General features: G+C 68.2%; 15 protein-coding genes. 2 read left to right on the forward strand and 13 right to left on the reverse strand.

What is annotated here, in order from left to right:
- Positions 1-8: 8 nt before the first annotated feature.
- From apaG to NR101_RS07010, 8 genes are all read right to left on the reverse strand, one after another.
- Complete coding sequence (apaG, locus tag NR101_RS06975; RefSeq protein ID WP_256774953.1) at positions 9-392, reverse strand: Co2+/Mg2+ efflux protein ApaG; 384 nt, start codon at positions 390-392, stop codon at positions 9-11.
- A 127-nt stretch (positions 393-519) separates the two neighbouring features.
- Complete coding sequence (rsmA, locus tag NR101_RS06980; protein ID WP_256774954.1) at positions 520-1,350, reverse strand: 16S rRNA (adenine(1518)-N(6)/adenine(1519)-N(6))-dimethyltransferase RsmA; 831 nt, start codon at positions 1,348-1,350, stop codon at positions 520-522.
- Positions 1,347-2,327 (reverse strand): 4-hydroxythreonine-4-phosphate dehydrogenase PdxA, encoded by a 981-nt coding sequence (gene pdxA, locus NR101_RS06985; protein WP_256774955.1) that lies wholly within the window; start codon positions 2,325-2,327, stop codon positions 1,347-1,349. The genes rsmA and pdxA overlap by 4 nt, the downstream gene beginning before the upstream one ends.
- A gap of 10 nt (positions 2,328-2,337) precedes the next feature.
- The gene (locus NR101_RS06990; RefSeq protein ID WP_256774956.1) at positions 2,338-3,690 is read right to left on the reverse strand and encodes a peptidylprolyl isomerase; all 1,353 of its coding nucleotides are present in this window, start codon (positions 3,688-3,690) and stop codon (positions 2,338-2,340) included.
- Positions 3,687-6,113 (reverse strand): LPS-assembly protein LptD, encoded by a 2,427-nt coding sequence (lptD, locus tag NR101_RS06995; protein ID WP_256774957.1) that lies wholly within the window; start codon positions 6,111-6,113, stop codon positions 3,687-3,689. Before lptD ends, NR101_RS06990 begins: the two co-directional genes overlap by 4 nt.
- Before the next feature lie 120 nt (positions 6,114-6,233).
- Entirely contained in the window at positions 6,234-7,145 is a 912-nt protein-coding gene (locus NR101_RS07000) for a histone deacetylase family protein (RefSeq protein ID WP_256774958.1), read from the reverse strand.
- Between the two features lie 33 nt (positions 7,146-7,178).
- Positions 7,179-7,733, reverse strand: coding sequence for a cob(I)yrinic acid a,c-diamide adenosyltransferase (locus NR101_RS07005; protein ID WP_256774959.1), 555 nt, complete (start codon positions 7,731-7,733; stop codon positions 7,179-7,181).
- Positions 7,734-7,745: 12 nt separating this feature from the next.
- The gene (locus tag NR101_RS07010; RefSeq protein WP_256774960.1) at positions 7,746-8,330 is read right to left on the reverse strand and encodes a hypothetical protein; all 585 of its coding nucleotides are present in this window, start codon (positions 8,328-8,330) and stop codon (positions 7,746-7,748) included.
- Positions 8,331-8,425: 95 nt separating this feature from the next.
- Here NR101_RS07010 and ubiH point away from each other — a divergent pair, with 95 nt between their 5' ends.
- On the forward strand, positions 8,426-9,631 hold the full coding sequence (ubiH, locus tag NR101_RS07015) for a 2-octaprenyl-6-methoxyphenyl hydroxylase (RefSeq protein WP_256774961.1): 1,206 nt from the start codon (positions 8,426-8,428) through the stop codon (positions 9,629-9,631).
- Positions 9,628-10,803: a UbiH/UbiF family hydroxylase gene (locus NR101_RS07020; RefSeq protein WP_256774962.1), complete on the forward strand. Its 1,176-nt coding sequence runs from the start codon at positions 9,628-9,630 to the stop codon at positions 10,801-10,803. Before ubiH ends, NR101_RS07020 begins: the two co-directional genes overlap by 4 nt.
- 22 nt (positions 10,804-10,825) lie before the next feature.
- On the opposite strand, the gene NR101_RS07025 is transcribed toward NR101_RS07020, so the two are convergent.
- The 5 genes from NR101_RS07025 to NR101_RS07045 all read right to left on the reverse strand — a co-directional run bounded on the left by NR101_RS07025 (position 10,826) and on the right by NR101_RS07045 (position 15,547).
- Positions 10,826-11,221, reverse strand: a complete 396-nt coding sequence (locus tag NR101_RS07025) for an EF-hand domain-containing protein (protein WP_256774963.1) — start codon at positions 11,219-11,221, stop codon at positions 10,826-10,828.
- Positions 11,222-11,341: 120 nt separating this feature from the next.
- Positions 11,342-12,388, reverse strand: a complete 1,047-nt coding sequence (gene rlmM / locus NR101_RS07030) for a 23S rRNA (cytidine(2498)-2'-O)-methyltransferase RlmM (RefSeq protein WP_256774964.1) — start codon at positions 12,386-12,388, stop codon at positions 11,342-11,344.
- Between the two features lie 24 nt (positions 12,389-12,412).
- Positions 12,413-12,973, reverse strand: coding sequence for a nucleoside deaminase (locus NR101_RS07035; protein WP_256774965.1), 561 nt, complete (start codon positions 12,971-12,973; stop codon positions 12,413-12,415).
- 111 nt (positions 12,974-13,084) lie between these two features.
- Positions 13,085-13,747, reverse strand: a complete 663-nt coding sequence (locus tag NR101_RS07040; RefSeq protein ID WP_256774966.1) for a hypothetical protein — start codon at positions 13,745-13,747, stop codon at positions 13,085-13,087.
- A gap of 51 nt (positions 13,748-13,798) precedes the next feature.
- Positions 13,799-15,547, reverse strand: coding sequence for a glutamine--tRNA ligase/YqeY domain fusion protein (locus tag NR101_RS07045; protein ID WP_256774967.1), 1,749 nt, complete (start codon positions 15,545-15,547; stop codon positions 13,799-13,801).
- Between the last annotated feature and the right edge of the window lie 34 nt (positions 15,548-15,581).

The following is a 15,581-nucleotide window of genomic DNA, read 5'->3' on the forward strand; positions in this document are numbered from 1 at the left end:
CGTCTCCATCAGTGCAGCGTGCGCGGAACGGTCAACACGAACGGCGCGATCGCGGCGGCGAACTCGGTGCCATCGTCTGCCACCATGTCGTAATGCCCCTGCATCGTGCCGTGTTCAGTCTCCAGCATGACACCGGAGGTGTAACGGAAGTCTTCACCCGGGCGCAGCCGCGGCTGCTCGCCGATCACACCCTCGCCGTCGACATGCTCGATGCGGCCATTGGCATCGGTGATACGCCAGTGGCGCGCCACCAGGCGCGCGGCGACGCGCCCCTGGTTGTGGATGCGGATGGTGTAGGCGAACGCGTAGCGGCCGTCCTCCGGCGTGGACTGGTCGTCGAGGAAACGCGGGGCGACTTCGACCGAGATCGCGTAATTGGCAGCGTCGTTCATGCAGGCAGTTTAGTGAAAGTTGTGCACGTTGAGGTGAGCGCAGCACAGGCTGGCTGCGCGCCCCGGCATGGAATTCAGGCGGTTTTGCGTGGGTGCGGCCGGTCAAGGTCGCACGGCGGCGCCCGGCTTACTTCGCCACGTCGTCGCCGTCGCTGCACGGCACGTTGGCCAGCGCGATGAACTGGGCCACGTCCAGCTGCTCGGCACGCGCATCGCTGCGCACCTCGGCCGCCTCGAACTGCTCGGGCGTGCAGACGCCATTCAACGCATTGCGTAGGGTCTTGCGGCGCTGCCCGAAGGCGGCCCGCACCACATCGGCGAAGCGCTTGCGGTCGAGGATGCCGACCGTGGCCGGATCGCGCGGCACCAGCCGCACCACGGCCGAATCGACCTTCGGTGGCGGCCGGAACGCGCCCGGCGGCACCACGAACAGCGCGGTCACCTTGCAGAACGCCTGCAGCATCACGCTCAGCCGGCCATAGACCTTGCTGCCGGGATCGGCGGCCATGCGGTCGACCACTTCCTTCTGCAGCATGAAGTGCATGTCGGTGATCACCGCCGCGTGGTCCAGCGCATGGAACAGGATCGGCGAGGAGATGTTGTAGGGCAGGTTGCCGACCAGGCGGATCTGGCCGCCGTCGGCGAGCTCGGTGAAGTTCACCTGCAGCACGTCGCGGTGGATGATGGCCATCTCACCCAGCGGCTCGGCGGCGGCCGCCAGCGGGCCGACCAGGTCGCGATCGAATTCGATGACCGTCAGGCGTGGGTGGCGACGCAGCAATGGCAGGGTGATGGCGCCCTGGCCCGGGCCGATCTCGACCAGGCGGTCCTCGCCCTTCGGGTTGACCGCCAGCACGATCCGGTCGATATAGGTGCGGTCGGCCAGGAAGTGCTGGCCGAGCTGCTTTTTGGCCGGTCCGGTGAACCCGGCGGCAGAAGAGGAATACGGTGAAGTCATGGCACCAGTGTACGTTGCCGCGCCAGCCGGGCACACAGGCCGGTGGCAGCGAAGAGGCTGGAAGGGTCGGCAATGCCACGGCCGGCCAGGTCCAGCGCGGTGCCGTGGTCGACCGCGACCCGCGGGTAGGGCAGGCCCAGGGTGATGTTGACCGCCTGTTCGAAGCCGCTGTACTTGAGCACCGGCAGGCCCTGGTCGTGATACATGGCCAGCACCGCATCGAAACCGGCCAGCTTGGCCGGCAGAAACGCGGTGTCGGCGGGCAGCGGGCCGATCAGGTCCATGCCCTCTGCGCGCAGGCGCTGCAGCAGCGGGATGATCAGGTCGAGCTCTTCACGACCCAGGTGGCCGTCTTCGCCGGCATGCGGGTTGAGCCCGAGCACGGCGATACGCGGGGCGGCGATGCCGAAGTCGCGCCGCATCGCTGCGTGCAAGGTCTGCAGGGTGCGCGTCAGTCCCTCGGCGGTGATGGCGTCGGCGACCGCGCGCAGGGGCAGGTGGGTAGTGGCCAGGGCCACGCGCACCACGTCGTTGGCCAGCATCATCACCACCTCGACCCCGGCCTGGTCGGCCAGCAGTTCGGTGGTGCCGCTGTAGGCGATGCCGCCCTGGTTGATCACGGCCTTGTGCACCGGGCCGGTCACCACCCCGTGCAGCGCACCGGACAGGCAGGCCTGGCCGGCCGCCAACAGTGCACCGATCACCGCGCCGGCATTGGCCGGGTCGGCCTGGCCGAAGCGGGACGGCACGGCATTGCGGATCTCGCGCAACGGCAGATCGCCCGGCTCGCGGGCGATGGCGTCTTCAGGCAGGAGCTGCAGTGGCAGCGACAGCGCGGCTGCGGCCGCACGCAGGGTATCTGGGTCTGCGAAGGCCAGCAGCCGGCAATCGGTGCGCGGCTGCTGAATCAGTCGAAGGCAGAGTTCCGGGCCGATCCCGGCGGGCTCGCCCGGTACCAGAGCGAGCTGCGGGATCACCGGCCAGGCCTCAGGACTTCGGCGGCGTGGCGGGCGTGGCCGGCGCGGTGCTGTCGGCGCCGGTGCGCAGGTTCACGTAGGCTTCGCCACGCAGTTCCTGCAGGAAGCGGTTGTACTCCTCTTCCAGCTTGCGACGACCAATGGTTTCGCGGATCTGGCCGCGCTGGTTGTCGGTGGTGGCGTCGGTCTGGCGCGTGGCAACGCGCTGGACGATGTGCCAGCCGGCATCGGTGCGGAACGGCGGGCTGACGCCGCCGTCGCTCACGCCGGAGACCTGCTTGCCGAATTCCGGACCGAACGCGTCGGCCGGGAACCAACCCAGATCGCCGCCCTGGCCCTTGCTGTTGGTGTCCTCGGACGATTCCTTGGCCACTTCCTGGAAGTCCGCACCGCCGGCGATGCGCGCACGCAGGGTGTCGATCTTGGCCTTGGCTGCGGCGTTGTCCTGCTGGTCGGTCACGCGCACCAGGATGTGACGGCCGTGGTACTCGGTGATGGTCTGGCCACCGGCCGCAGCGCTGGCATCACGCACTTCCACCAGCTTGAGCAGCTGGAAGCCGCTCGGGCCGCGGATCGGGCCGACCACGTCGCCGGCCTTCATCTGGGTCATCATCTGCGCGAACGCATTGGGGATTTCATCCAGCGAGCGCCAGCCCAGGTCACCGCCTTCCAGCGCGTTGGGGCTGTCGGAATAGCGCACCGCAGCAGCATTGAAGTCCAGCTCGTTCTTGTCCAGCAGTGCCTTGACGCCATCGGCCTTCTTCTGGCCGGTGGTGATCTGCTCGGCGGTGGCGCCTTCGGGCAGGGCAATCAGGATGTGCGCCAGGTGGTACTGCGTGCCCACGGTGGCCTGCTGCTTCAGCGCGGCATCCACTTCACCCTCGCTGACGCTGATGCGGCTCTGCGCGAAACTCTGGCGCAGGCGCTGCACGGTGATTTCGTCGCGGACCGAGGCGCGGAAGTCGTTGAAGTCGATGCCGTCACGGGCCAGACGCTGGCGCAGGGCGTCCAGGTTGGACCCGTTCTGCTGGGCGATTGCGTTCAGGGCCTGGTTGAGCTCCTGGTCGCTGACCTTGATCCCGCTGCTTTCGGCACGGGCCACCTGCAGCTTGACCAGCACCAGGCGCTCGAGCACCTGGCGGCTGAGCACGTCTTCCGGCGGCAGCTGGTTCTCGCGCCCGGCGTACTGCGCCTTGATGTTCTGGATCGCGCGGTCCAGTTCGCTCTGCAGCACCACGTCTTCATCGACGATGGCGGCAATGCGATCCAGCGGCTGGCTCTGCTGGGCCAGCACCTGCAGCGGTGCGGAGACGGTCGAGACCGCCAGCAGGGAAGCGAGTAGAACGGGAAGGGTCTTGGTCATGGGATCAGGTTCGGATCATAGTCGTCACGGTCCGCCCCGGTATTGCTGGGCGGCACGAGATACAGGTCGTCTCGGTAGTACCCGAGAATAGCACGGCGCAAGGTACGGTCCGTGTCCTGGCCGATGGAGCTCAGGCCCTTGAGCACGAACTCGATCTGGAAGGAATTGTTGAGCTCGCCCTCGCGGTTGCGCACGTAGCGGCGGGCGATGGCGCGGACGGCCAGGCAGCAGCTGTCCCACTGCACGCCGCCGATGATTTCCAGCGGCTTCTTGTCTTCGATGGAGTAGTAGTAGCGGCCCACCAGGCTCCAGCGCGGGCTGAGCGGATACAGGAAGGACAGGTCGGCCTGCTTGAGCAGGTCGGTGCCATCGGGGTTGAGGCGGTGGCGGTAGGAGATGTTGACGATGCCGTCGTTGGACATCAGGTAGCGCGCACGCACGCTGGCCAGGTCCTCACGCTTGTACTTGGGATCCCACTGGTAGGTGGCGCCCAGGTTCCAGCGGTCGTTGATGGCGTAATTGGCATCGGCGATCCACGCCGACTTGCCCTGTTCCACCGGCGACTGCGCGTTGTTGATGGTCACCCGCGAGTCGTCGAAGTACAGGATCTGGCCGATGCTGCCCGAGAAACGCTCCTTGCCGGTGGTCTGGTCGATGAAGCGGGTGCTCATCGCCATGGTCAGCTGGTTGGCATCATTCTGGCGATCGGCGCCGGTGTAGCGCGAATCGCGGAACAGCTGGCCCCAGCTGAAGGTGAAGTCGCGGGTGTCGAAGATCGGCAGGTCGCTCTGGTCGCGGTAGGGCGTGCGCAGGTAGAACAGGCGCGGCTCCAGCGTATGCAGGAACGACTTGCCGCCGATGGTGGTTTCGCGGTCGAAGAACATGCCCGCGTCCAGGCTGACGATCGGCAGGCTGCGGGTGGGCGAAGTATTGCCGCGCAGCTGCTCCGGGGTCGGGTTGGTGATCCCGGCGGCGGTCAGGTTCTGCAGGCGGACCTGGTCGGCCAGCCCACGGTCCAGCTGATAGGCGGTGTAGCGGTAGGCCAGGGTCGGGGTCACATACCAGGCCGCGCCGCTGAAGGGCATGGACACGTACGGTTTGACGTCCAGGCGCGACCCGCCGAACATCTCGGTGCTGGTCCCGTCGCGCACGTACTCACCATCGGCGTCGACGATCTTGCCGTTGATGTCCTTGTGGGTGAAGCGCACGGCCTCGGCATACACGCCGGTTTCCAGCCACGGCAGCAGCGGCTTGTCCCAGGTGAAGAACGCACGCGGCTGCCGCGCGTAGGGCAGCGCGGCTTCGGTCAGGGTGTAATCGGTGAGCTGCCAGTAGTCGGCCATCAGGCCGCCGGTCCAGTTTTCACCGGTGCCGTAGATGCCGATCTGGCTCTGCAGGTTGGACGCGGTCACCCCGAGCAGGCGGTTGGCGAAGTCTTCGGTGTAACGCTCGTCGCTCACCCAGGCCAGGTTGGCACGGGCCTGCCAGTTGGAATTGATGTTGTGGTAACCGCCGAACTGGAACTGCCCGCGATCGCGGTCGCGCAGCTTGTCGTTGGGCAGGTAGCTGGTCTGCAGCTCGCCACGGCCACCGTCGTACAGGTAGCGGAACTCGTTGCTCAGCATCAGCCCGCGCTTGCTCATGTAGCGCGGGGTCAAGGTGTCGTCGTAGTTCGGCGCCAGGTTGAAGTAGATCGGCTGGGCATAGTCGAAGCCGTTGCGGCCGGACAGGCCCAGCTGCGGGTACAGCAGGCCGGTCTGGCGACGGTCATCGATGGGGAACTTGAAGTACGGCGCCCACAGCACCGGCACCTTGCCGATCCGCAGCACCGCGTTGCGCGCGGTGCCGAAGCCTTCGTCGTTGTCCACTTCGATCTGCGGCGCCGACAGCTTCCACACCGGCTGGGACGGATCGCAGGTGGTGTAGGTGGAGCGATGCATCTGCCCCACCGCGCCCTGCAGGTCGACCGAGTCGGCCACGCCGTTGCCGCGCCGCGAGACCAGCTGGTACTTGATGTCGCTGATCTTGTGGGTGTCCGCTTCCTGGTTGCCCTCGGCACGCTTGGCCACCATCCGGATCGAGGAGTCCTGGTAGCGGACGTTGCCCTCGGCGATGTAGTTGCCGCTTTCGGTGTCGAAGCTCAGGTGGTCGGTACCCAGGAACTGGTCGCCGCGCTTGAGCGCCACGTTGCCCTGGTATTGAGGGACCGTGGTGGTGCCGAACAGCTGGTCCCCCTCGATGTCGGTGTCCTGCTGGTCGCGGGTGGCGGCAGCAGCCTTATCGGCTTTGGGGGCATCGTCGAACACAGGCAGGACGTCGGTGGCTGGGCACAGGCCCCAGTTCACCGGTTTGTCGTCGGCCAGGGCCGGCAGGCAGATGGCGATGCTCAGGGGGAGAGGCAGCAGGCGGAGGGCTCGGCGCACGCGGTAGTCGGATTCGGGCGAAAACGGATCGTAGCTTGCCCCATCCCTTGCATAGGGGCAATGAAGGCTTTGCCCGGCCGGGGGTTCAGGTTCATGCGCAGGGGCCGCCCGCGCAGCTACTCAGCGCAGTTGGCCGACGTGGGCCACACTGCACTCGGCCAAGGCCTGCAGGTCGTAACCGCCCTCCAGCATCGACACCACGCGGCCGCCGCCATGGCGGCGCGCCAGGCTGCGCAGCTCGGCGGTGATCCAGGCGAAATCGTCGGTCTCCAGCATCAGGTCGGCCTGTGGATCGCGCAGATGGGCATCGAAGCCGGCCGAGATCAGCAGCAGCTGCGGACGGAAATCATCGATCGCCGGCAGCATCTCGTCGGCCCAGGTATTGCGGAAGCGGAAGCCGCCGCTGCCCGGGGGCAGCAGGATGTTCATCAGGTTGCCCGCGCCGCGGTCGCGACGCAGGCCGGAGTTGGGGAACAGGCCGGCCTGGTGGGTGCTGTAGTAGGCCACGCCGGGGTCGGCGATGAAGATGTCCTGGGTGCCGTTGCCGTGGTGGACGTCGAAATCGATGATGGCGATGCGCTCCAACCCGTAGCGGTCGCGCGCGTAGGCCGCGGCCACGGCGATGTTGTTGAACAGACAGAAGCCCATCGCGGTGCTGGCGGTGGCGTGGTGGCCGGGCGGGCGCACCGCGCAGAACGCGACCGGGTCATCGCCGAGCATCACCGCATCCACGGCAGCCACACCGGCGCCAGCGGCATGCAGGGCCGCGCTGGCCGAGCCGGGCGAGGTCAGGGTGTCCATGTCGATCAGCCGCAGCGGTTCGGACTGCGGCTTGAGGACCAGGTCGATCAGCTCGCTGTCGTGTACGCGGGCCAGCTCACCGAGCTTGGCGGCCGGTGCCTCCCGCCAGTCCAGCTGGTCCGGAAAGGCCGCATGCAATGCATCCAGCACCACCTGCAGGCGCTGCGGGGACTCGGGGTGGCCGCGGCCGGGATCGTGTTGCAGACAGGCAGGATGGGTAAAGACCAGCATGCGGGCAGGGGTTCCGGTGGGGCGCCAGGGCGCTCAGGCGTGGCGGCGCTCGTGCCGCCACAGCACTTCGCCGTGGCCATCGGCACGGGCCAGCACGCGGGCCAGCACGAACAGCAGGTCCGAGAGCCGGTTGAGGTAACCGATGGCCTCGGCGCGGACGGGCTCCAGCCGCGCCAGCGTCACCGTGTCGCGCTCGGCGCGGCGGACGATGGTGCGGGCCAGGTGGCAACGCGCCGCGGCCTCGCCACCGGCGGGCAGGATGAATTCCTTCAAGACCGGCAGGTCGGCGTTGTAGTGGTCCAGCTGCTTTTCCAGCGCGTCGATGTCGGCGGCTTGGATGGCCGCATGGCCGGGAATGCACAGCTCGCCGCCCAGGTCGAACAGCTGGTGCTGCACGGTGGTGAGCAGCGCCCGCACGTCGTCGGGCAGGGTGACCGCCAGCAGCACGCCCAGCGCCGAATTGGCCTCGTCGACGGTGCCGTAGGCGTTGACCCGGGCGTCGTCCTTGGACACCCGGCTGCCATCGCCCAGGCCGGTGCTGCCGTCATCGCCGGTGCGGGTGTAGATGCGCGAAAGCCGGTTGCCCATCGCGACGGCGGCTCAGTGCAGCACGTCGTGGCGGGCCTGCAGCAGCTTGCCGACCTGTTCGGTGGCCAGTTGCAGCGCGGCGGCCAGGCCGACGTAGATCGCCGCGGTACGCAGGTACGGCACGAACCAGTCGGCGTAGTTCTGCAGCCAGCCGGCCAGCGTCGGGTTGGCGACCATGTCGCTGCTCCAGTAGAAACCGCCCTGCGCGAACAGGTGGCATACCGCCACCGCGCCGACCAGCAGCAGCGCGGCCTTGCCCAGCGTGCTCCAGCGCGCGCCGTGGTAGCCCTGGCGCAGCAGCATGCCGCCAGCCCACATCGAGAAGTAGGCCGGCAGCAGCATCCAGGTGCCGGGCGACACGCAGTAGTGCTGCAGGTACGGCTGGCCGCTGCCGCGGATCACGAGCACATCGATCACGATCGCCAGTGCCATCAGCAGCGGGAACGCCCAGCGGGTCCAGCTGCGCAGGTAGAAGCCGCCGACGAAGAACACTGCCCAGGACGCATCCGGGATCGCCGCGAAATGATTGACCCGGGTCGCGGCCATCAGCAGCACGAGCACGGACAGGACGAAGGCGCGGTGGGCAAGGGGGGCCATGGCAGACACGGGAAGGGGTTCAGCGTTCATTCTAGCGCCTGCTGCGGCACGCCGCCGCACGCGCCCGCAACGGTCGACGGCTTATCATGGGCGGTATGAGTGAACGACATGATGTAGTGATCGTGGGCGGCGGGCTGGTCGGTGCGAGCCTGGCCATCGCGCTGGACCGCGCCGGGCGCGACGTCGGGCTGGTGGAAGCCACCCCGGCAGGGACGCTGCCGGCGGTGTTCGACCAGCGCAACCTCAGCTTTGCCGCAGCCACGGTCAACGCCTTGACCGCCCTGGGCGTGATGCAGCTGCTGGGATCGGCGACTGGGGCGATCACCCGCATCCACGTCAGCCGTGCCGGAGATTTCGGCCGCGTGCAGATGGACGCCGCCCAGTACCAGCGGCCGTGGTTTGGCCAGGTGGTGGTGGCGCGCGATTTCGGCGCGGCGCTGGAAACCCGGCTGCAGTCGCTGGCCCATCTCACCCGCTACCGTCCGGCGCGCTTCGTGCGCCTGGGCGGCACCGTCGACGGCCATCGTGAGGTGTTCATTGCCGATGACAGCGGCGAGCGCCGTCTGCTGGCGCGGCTGGTGGTGGGTGCCGACGGTACCCGCAGCGGCGTGCGCGAAGCGCTCGCCATCGGCGTGGACGCGCATGATTTCGAGCAGACCCTGTTCGTTTCGCGGGTGCGCAGCGCGCGTGCGCCGGATGGCACGGCCTACGAGCGTTTCACCGATACCGGCCCCACCGCGCTGCTGCCGCGTGGCGACCGCCACTACGGCGCCGTGCATGGCGTAGCCCGCGAGGCGGCCGATGCGGTCATGGCGCTGGGCGATGCGGCGTGGCTGCAGCGCCTGCAGGCGGCGATCGGCTGGCGCGCCGGACGGCTGCTGGAGAGTGGGCCGCGCAGCGCCTATCCGCTGATCCAGGTGCTGGCCCAGGCCCTGGTCGGCGAACGTGCGGTGCTGCTCGGCAACGCCGCGCAGACCATCCATCCGCTCGGTGCACAGGGCTTCAACCTGGGCCTGCGCGATGCGCTGACCTTGGCCGAGCTGGTGGCCGAGGCCGACGATGCCGGCAGCGATGCACTGCTGCAGGCGTACGTGGCGCGCCGCGAGGAAGACCGGCAGCAGACCATCGCCTTCTCCGGTGGACTGGCCCGGTTGACCAGCAACCCGGCGCCGCTGATGCGTCCGCTGCGCAGCCTCGGGTTGCTTGCGGCACAGGCCACGCCGATGCAGTCGATGCTGGTCGGCGGTGCGATGGGCTTCCGTGGACAGGTGCCGGCGCTGTGTCGCGGAGTGAGCGCATGAGCCGGCGCGCGCGCGATGTGATCGTGGTCGGCGGCGGCGTGGTCGGCGCGGCCTGCGCGCTGGCGCTGGCCGAGGCCGGGCTGGAGGTCACCCTGGTGGAAGGCCGCGAGCCGTCATCGTGGCAGCCGCAACAACCGGACCTGCGCGTGTATGCATTCGCCCCGGACAACGCACAGCTGCTTACCGCGCTCGGTGTGTGGCCGGCGGTCACGGCCGCGCGTGCCTGCGCCTACCGGCGCATGCGCGTGTGGGATGCCGGCGGTGGCGATGAACTGCGTTTCGATGCCGACACCCTGGGGCGCGAACAACTCGGCTGGATCGTCGAGAACGACCTGCTGGTGGATCGGTTGTGGGCGGCGCTGCCGACGGCCGGCGTGCAGCTGTGCTGCCCGGCGCGGGTAGACGCGCTGGAACAGGACGCCGACGGCGTGCGCCTGCGGCTGGAGGATGGACGCCGGCTGGAGGCCTCGCTGGCGATCGCCGCCGACGGTGCCGAATCCACCCTGCGCCGGCTGGCCGGTCTGGAGGTCACGCGCCAGGACTACGGCCAGCGTGGCGTGGTCGCCTACGTGGACAGCGAGAAGGACAACGAAGCCACGGCATGGCAGCGCTTCCTGGTGACCGGGCCGCTGGCGGTGCTGCCGATCAGCGCGCGCCGCAGCTCGATCGTGTGGACCCTGCCCGAGGCCGAGGCCGAACGCGTGCTGGCGTTGGACGAGGCCGCCTTCGGACGTGAGTTGACCAACGCGTTTGCCGGACGCCTCGGCGCGATGACGCTGGCATCCCCGCGCGCGGCATTCCCACTGCGTCGTCAGCTGGCTACCGGGTATGTGGCCGGTCGCGTGCTGGCCCTGGGCGATGCCGCGCACGTGGTGCATCCACTGGCCGGGCAGGGCGTCAATCTCGGCCTGCGCGATGTCGCGGCCCTGCAGACGATGGTGCTGGCCGCGCAGCAGCGCCGCCAGGACTGGATGTCGCCGCACCGGCTGCAGCGCTGGGCGCGCGAACGGCGCAGCGAGAATACGGTCGCCGCCTACAGCTTCGATGCGATCAACACGGTGTTCTCCAACGATGAGATGCACCTGACGCTGGCGCGCGGTCGCGCGCTGGGCTGCGCGGGCAAGCTGCCGCCGCTGGTATCGATGTTCTGGAAGCGCGCGGCCGGGTTGTAGTACCGGCCGGTGCCCGGCGGCGTCAATCCACCAGCCAACCGGCCAGGTCGGCGCGATCCAGCTTGCCGCGCCGCTTTACGTCCAGCGCGGTGAACTCATCGGCCAGTGCCGGGTTGGCCTGGGCCTCGGCGCGGCTGATGAACCCATCGCCGTTCACGTCCAGCGTGCTGAACGCAAACCGATATTGTCCGACGACGCTCACCGGCTGCACCGAGCGCACCGTCACCTGGGCTTCGCCCGCGGCGGCGGGCAGGGTCACCTGCTCGGTGACGCGCCCTTCCGACAGCGCCTGCGTGCGCACGCTGGCCGGCACTTCGCGGAGCGGTTCGCTGATGGCCGGCGACGGCGTGTGCACCTGGGCCCACGCGAAGGCCGGCAGGAGGGACAGCAGCAGGACCGGGGCAGAGCGAGGTCGCATGGGAACTCCGTTCTTTTGACGTGGGGGTAACGCCGGGCCATGCCCGGCGTGTATCGATCATTGCCGCGCGTTGCGCGGCCAGCCGGGCATGGCCCGGCTCTACCGGTACTTCGGCGTGGGTCAGCGCAGCGGCGAGGCCAGCACCGTGATCTCTTCGCGATCGTGGTACAGCTGCTTGGCGCGCACCACCAGCGGCTTGCCGGCCTGTTCCTGGAACAGGTCCAGGCACGACCGTGTTTCGTCCCAGCGCTTCTTCATCGGCAGCTTGAGGTTGAAGATCGCATGCTTGCACCAGCCCTCGCGGAACCAGGTCGCCATCCGTTCGGCCACCCGGCGCGGCTGCTCGACCATATCGCAGACCATCCAGTCCAGCGCTGCGTCGGGTTTCCAATGGAAACCATCCGCACGCAGATGCTCGACCAGCCCGGTCTCCAGCACGTGCTCGCGCAGCGGGCCGTTGTCCACGCTGATCACCCTGACGTGCTGGCGGGTCAACACCCAGGTCCAGCCACCGGGTGCGGCGCCCAAGTCGGCCGCGCGCATGCCCGGCTTGACCAGCAGCTCGCGCTCTTCCGGGGTCATCAAGGTCAGCAGCGCCTCCTCCAGCTTCAACGCCGAACGCGAGGGCGCGTCGGGCAGCAGCTTCAGGCGCGGGATGCCCAGCACCCACGGCGCGCTGTCACGGGTATCGGCCACGCACACGAAGGCATGGCGACCGTCGACGAAGACGATGTGCAGGCGCGGCAACCCGGTGTTGGGCTTGTCGGTCAGCAGGCCGGCCTTGCGCAGCGCCGGACGCAGCGCGTTGCCGAACGCGCGGGCCAGGCCGGCCAGCGGCTTGCCTTCATCCGAATCGGGGTGCTCCACCCACATGTCGCCGAAACGCTGCTGGCCCTGCAGCGCGGCGATGATCGGGGTGATGCGGTCGGCCGCATCCAGTTGCGGCAGTTCGGCCAGCACCACCATCTTCTGCCGGGCGAAGATCAGCGAACGCCACGGCAATGCCTTGGACAGCGCCGCGCCTTCGTCGGTGGCGAACAGCACATAGCCGTCGTTGCGCTGGGTGCGCGCATAGCCGGCGATGCCGGCGTAAGCGGCGCGCTCGGACAGTTCGCCCGCCAGTTCCGGCTCGAAGCCCTGCCGGCACAGGCACAGCAGGCCGGTCATACAATCGCGCCCGAAGCGCAGCGGTCAGTAATGCGCACCGTTGGTTTCTCCATACTGGCGCAGTACCGCGCGCGCGGCGTCGCGCTCGATGTCGCGCACGACCTCGATGCCACGCTTGTTGAGTTCACCGACCCAGTCCGCCGGTAGCGGGCCTTCGTCGAAGGCGGTCAGTTCTTCCACGTCCTGCGCGCTGGCACCGATCAACAGCCGGTCGATGCCGGCCCAGACGGTGGCGCCGTAGCACTGGCAGCACGGCTGCGACGAGGTGGCCAGGGTGATCGGGCTCAGCACGTCGTTCAGCCGCGGGGTCTGCAGGCGCTGCTGGGCCAGCATGTAGGCCATGTTCTCGGCATGCGCCAGCGAGGTGTTGTGCGGCACTACGCGATTGACGCCGGCGGCGATGACGCGGTCATCCGGGCCGAACACCACCGCGCCGAACGGACCGCCGGTCTGCGCCTCGACATTCAGGCGCGACAGCGCGATGGCCAGCGCGACCTTGGCGGCGTCACCGGGATAGGCACGGCCCAGGTCGATCTGGTCGTGGATCCAGGCAGGCAGGGTGAGATGGACTTGCGCGTACAGCATCGGGACGTAGGCCTCTTCAAAGGTGGAGCAGCGGCAGTGTATCGGGCCGCCCGGGGGGATGCCGTGCCCGCGCTGAACGCGGCCACGTGAAAAAGGGGGCGAGGGGGGGGATCAGGGCGGGAGGGACGCATCCAGCGCACGCAGCTGGTGGCGATACCGTGTCACCGCGACCTGCTGGTTCGGGTCGCCGTCGTTGGCGTCGATGAACGCCTGCATCGCCTGCCGGTAGTCCTGCGCGAACGCGGCATTGCCGGGGCTGAAACGGTACTTCCGCTCGGCGACCTCCACGACCTCGCGTGCCGCCAACCGTTGCCGGGCCTGCCCGTGTGCCGACGACTCGGTAAGGATCACGATGTTGCGCGGGTAGCCGGGCACGTACTTCAGTTCGAACACCTGGTTTACACCAGGTACCTGGATCTCGTTGCGCAGCGGCCACAGGGAGACGGTGTGGGTGAACAGCGTTGTCTCCACATCCCGGCCGTCACGGGTATGCACGATGGCCTCGTAGCGCCAGATGGGCTGCTCGTTGAGGCGGGAGTTGGTCTCCTCGCTGCGCACGATCACCCCGGTGCCACGCTCGCCCACGGCGTTGAGGAACGCCGCATTGACCATCTGGCCGGCGACGATGTTGAACGTGCCGAGCAGGAACGCGGCGAGCAGCCACAGCATGTTTTCGCGCCACCAGACCAGCAGGCCACCCAGCAACAGGCACACCGGGAAGCTCAGGAAAGGATGCTGGCTGAAGAAATACAGCACCGCCGACAACACGCCCATCGCTTCCTCCTCGAGATGCTGCCACCTGGCAGCAGCATCGTTGTACGCCGGTCAGGCCGACCAGGTATCGCGCAGGGTCACGCTGCGATTGAACACCGGCCGGGCGGCAGTGTGGTCGCGGCGGTCGGCGACGAAGTAGCCGGTACGCTCGAACTGGAACGACTGCTCCGGCGCGGCGCTGGCCGCGGCCGGTTCGACATAGCCGGTGACGGTGCGGCGCGATGCCGGATTGAGGTAATCGCGGTAGGTCTTGCCCTCGGACTCATCGTCCGGGTTGGGCACCGAGAACAGACGGTCGTACAGGCGGATCTCGGCCGGCACCGCGTGCACGGCGCTGACCCAGTGGATGGTGCCCTTGACCTTGCGGTTGGCCCCTTCCATGCCCGGGCGCGACGCCGGATCCAGCCAGCCGCGCAGCTCGGTGATGGTGCCATCGGCGTCCTTGATCACCTCATCGCAGCGGATGATGCCGGCCCCGCGCAGGCGCACTTCGCCTCCCGGCACCAGGCGCTTCCAGCCCTTCGGCGGTACTTCGGCAAAGTCCTCGCGCTCGATCCACAGCTCACGGGCGAACGGCACCTCGCGGGTGCCGAAGGCTTCGTCCTTGGGATGGTTGGAGAAGGTCAGGGTTTCTTCGTGGCCGTCGGGCAGGTTGGTCAGCACCAGCTTGACCGGATCGATCACCGCCATGCGACGCGCGGCAGCGCTGTCCAGGTCTTCGCGGAGCGCGCCTTCGAGCACGCTGAAATCGATCAGCGAGTTCTGCTTGCTGATGCCCACGCGTTCGGCGAACAGGCGCATCGCCGCCGGGGTGTAACCGCGGCGGCGCAGGCCCTGCAGGGTAGGCATGCGCGGGTCTTCCCAGCCGTCCACCAGCTGTTCGGTGACCAGCGCCATCAGCTTGCGCTTGCTCATCACCGTGTAGTTGATGTTCAAGCGCGAGAACTCGATCTGGCGCGGCTTGGCCGCCTCACGCGGCAGGCCGCGATCGACCAGCGGCTGGGTCAGCGCGTGGTTGTGGGCGAAATCGACGTTGTCCACGCACCAGTCATACAGCGGGCGGTGGTCTTCGAATTCCAGCGTGCACAACGAGTGGGTGATGCCTTCGATGGAATCGCCCAGCGCATGCGCGAAGTCGTACATCGGGTAGATCGGCCACGCACTCCCGGTGTTCTGGTGCTCGACATGCTTGATCCGGTACAGGGCCGGGTCGCGCAGGTTGATGTTGCCGCTGGCCATGTCGATCTTCGCGCGGACGGTGCGCGCACCGTCCGGGAATTCGCCGGCGCGCATGCGTGCGAACAGGTCCAGGTTTTCCTCCACGCTGCGCTTGCGGTAGGGCGACGGGCGGCCCGGCTCGGTCAGGGTGCCGCGGTAGGCGCGCACTTCCTCGGCCGACAGGTCGCACACGTAGGCCTTGCCATCGGCGATCAGCTTCTGCGCGGCCAGATAATAGGCATCGAAATAATCCGAGGCGTGGCGCAGCTCGTTCCATTCAAAGCCCAGCCAGCGCACGTCGTCCTGGATGGCGGCGACATACTCGGGGTCTTCCTTGGCCGGGTTGGTGTCGTCGAAACGCAGGTTGCACACGCCGCCGAACTCACCGGCGATGCCGAAGTTCAGGCAGATCGACTTGGCGTGGCCGATGTGCAGGTAGCCATTGGGCTCGGGCGGGAAGCGCGTCTTGATCGCGGCATGCTTGCCGGCGGCCAGGTCCTCGCGGACGATCTGACGGATGAAGTCCCGTTTTTCCTGGGTTTCCGGAAGGGCGTCGGTGGGGGCGGCAGTAGGCTCGGACATGATGCGCGGTCGCAGTCTAAAAGGCAGAAAGACC

Origin of the sequence: Stenotrophomonas sp. Ste86 (assembly GCF_024519465.1) — a bacterium.
GTDB lineage: Bacteria > Pseudomonadota > Gammaproteobacteria > Xanthomonadales > Xanthomonadaceae > Stenotrophomonas.